We start from the raw sequence: 1,699 nt of genomic DNA on the forward strand, positions 1-1,699 counted from the left end.
CGCCTGGGCAGAGGCCGGACGTCCCGTCGTCACCGACGACGGCGCTGCGGGCACCGTCTGACGGACCGTAGGCTGGTCCCGTGATCCAGGTCTGTTCACGGTGCGGAACGCGATGGAACGTCCGCGACCGTCAGCGTGTCTGGTGCGCCCGGTGCCAGGGCGCGCTGCTGGCACCGTCGGCCGAGCCGGACCCACAGTGGTCGGCCCGGTCAACCGACGCCGCGCAGCCAGGGGCCTCACGGCCGTCACAACGGCTTCCAGCCGGCTATCGCTGGATCGCGGTGCGACCGGGCGCCGCGCCGCCGCCTCGCCGCGTGTCCCGTCCGCTCGGGCCGACGCCCAGGTACTCGGTCATCCCACGCTGGAGCCTGCAGGACCGCTTCGAACAGGCGGAGCCGACGCAGACCGCCGAACCGCCGCGCACGTCCACGCGCATGGTGCGGGCCACCCTGATCACCACCCTGGTCCTGTTCGCGTTGGCCGTCGTCGTCCACATCGCCAACTACGCGCTTCTGCTCTACAACCGCTCGACGCTGTTGAACCCGATCGTGGCCGGAGCGGCGACGTGGGCCGGGGTCACCGTGAGCGTGCTGGCCTTCTTCGCGTTGATCGCCAGCTTCGTGGTGCTGACGAACTGGCTGATCTCCCGGCGCGCCGGCGCCTATGCGCGCCACGACGCCGAGGACCCGCGCCCGGTCTGGGAGCTGTGGCTGGGCTGTCTGCTGCCATTGGCCAATCTGTTCTTGGCACCGGTGTTCGTCTTCGAGCTCGCCCGCGTCGAAGGTCGTCTGACGCGGCTGCGCGCGCCGATCGTGGTCTGGTGGTGCGGCTGGTGGGTCAGCATGTTCGTCTCGGTCTTCGCGTTCGCGACCAGCTTCGCCCGAGACGCTCAGGGCATCGCGGACAACACGGTGGCCACCACCATCGCCTACCTGACTGCTCTGGCGGCACTCCTGTTGACGCTGAAGATGTATCGGGGTTTCGAACACAGGGCGGTCGACAAGCCCGTCAAGCGGTGGGTCATCGTGCCCGACGAGCCCGGTGCCAAGACCGAACCGCAGGAGACCGAACCGCGGGAGACCGAACCGCAGGACGCCGAACCGCAGGACGCCGAACCGGAATCCGCGGCTCGGGTTGAGTCCGAGCGGGAAGACCCGGCAGCATAGGTTCATGAACGCGGCCGACGGAGCGCTGGACGGCCACCCGTTCGTGGTGGCTCACCGCGGCGCGTCGGCGGAGTTGCCCGAGCACACGATCGCCGCCTACGAGCTCGCGCTGCGCGAGGGCGCCGACGGAGTCGAGTGCGACGTGCGGCTGACCCGCGACGGACATCTGGTGTGCGTCCACGACCGGCGGGTGGATCGGACGTCGACGGGCACCGGGCTGGTCAGCGAGATGACGCTGGGCGAGCTGCGCGAACTCGATTACGGCGCTTGGCATTCGAGTGCAAGGGGACACGGCGACCAAGGCGATACGGGCCTACTGACCCTCGATGGCCTCATCTCGCTGGTCCTCGACTGGAACCGCCCCATCAAGATCTTCATCGAGACCAAGCATCCCGTCCGCTACGGCGCACTGGTCGAGAGCAAGGTGCTGGCACTGCTGCACAGGTACGGCATCGCGTCACCGGCTTCGGCCGACCTGTCCCGCGCCGTCGTGATCTCGTTCTCGGCGGCCGCGGTCTGGCGCATCCGCCGCG

The 1,699-nt window shown here is 69.4% G+C and carries 2 protein-coding genes; both read left to right on the forward strand.

Annotated features, from left to right (window positions below; genetic code table 11):
* Window positions 1-80: 80 nt before the first annotated feature.
* A complete protein-coding gene (locus tag ACRDUX_RS25430; protein WP_526417723.1) occupies window positions 81-1,166 on the forward strand; it encodes a DUF4328 domain-containing protein in 1,086 nt (361 codons plus the stop codon).
* Between the two features lie 4 nt (window positions 1,167-1,170).
* Window positions 1,171-1,699, forward strand: a 529-nt coding sequence (locus ACRDUX_RS25435) for a glycerophosphodiester phosphodiesterase family protein (protein ID WP_526417725.1), incomplete at its 3' end; no start/stop codon positions are given.

Origin of the sequence: Mycobacterium sp. (assembly GCF_050701675.1) — a bacterium.
GTDB lineage: Bacteria > Actinomycetota > Actinomycetes > Mycobacteriales > Mycobacteriaceae > Mycobacterium.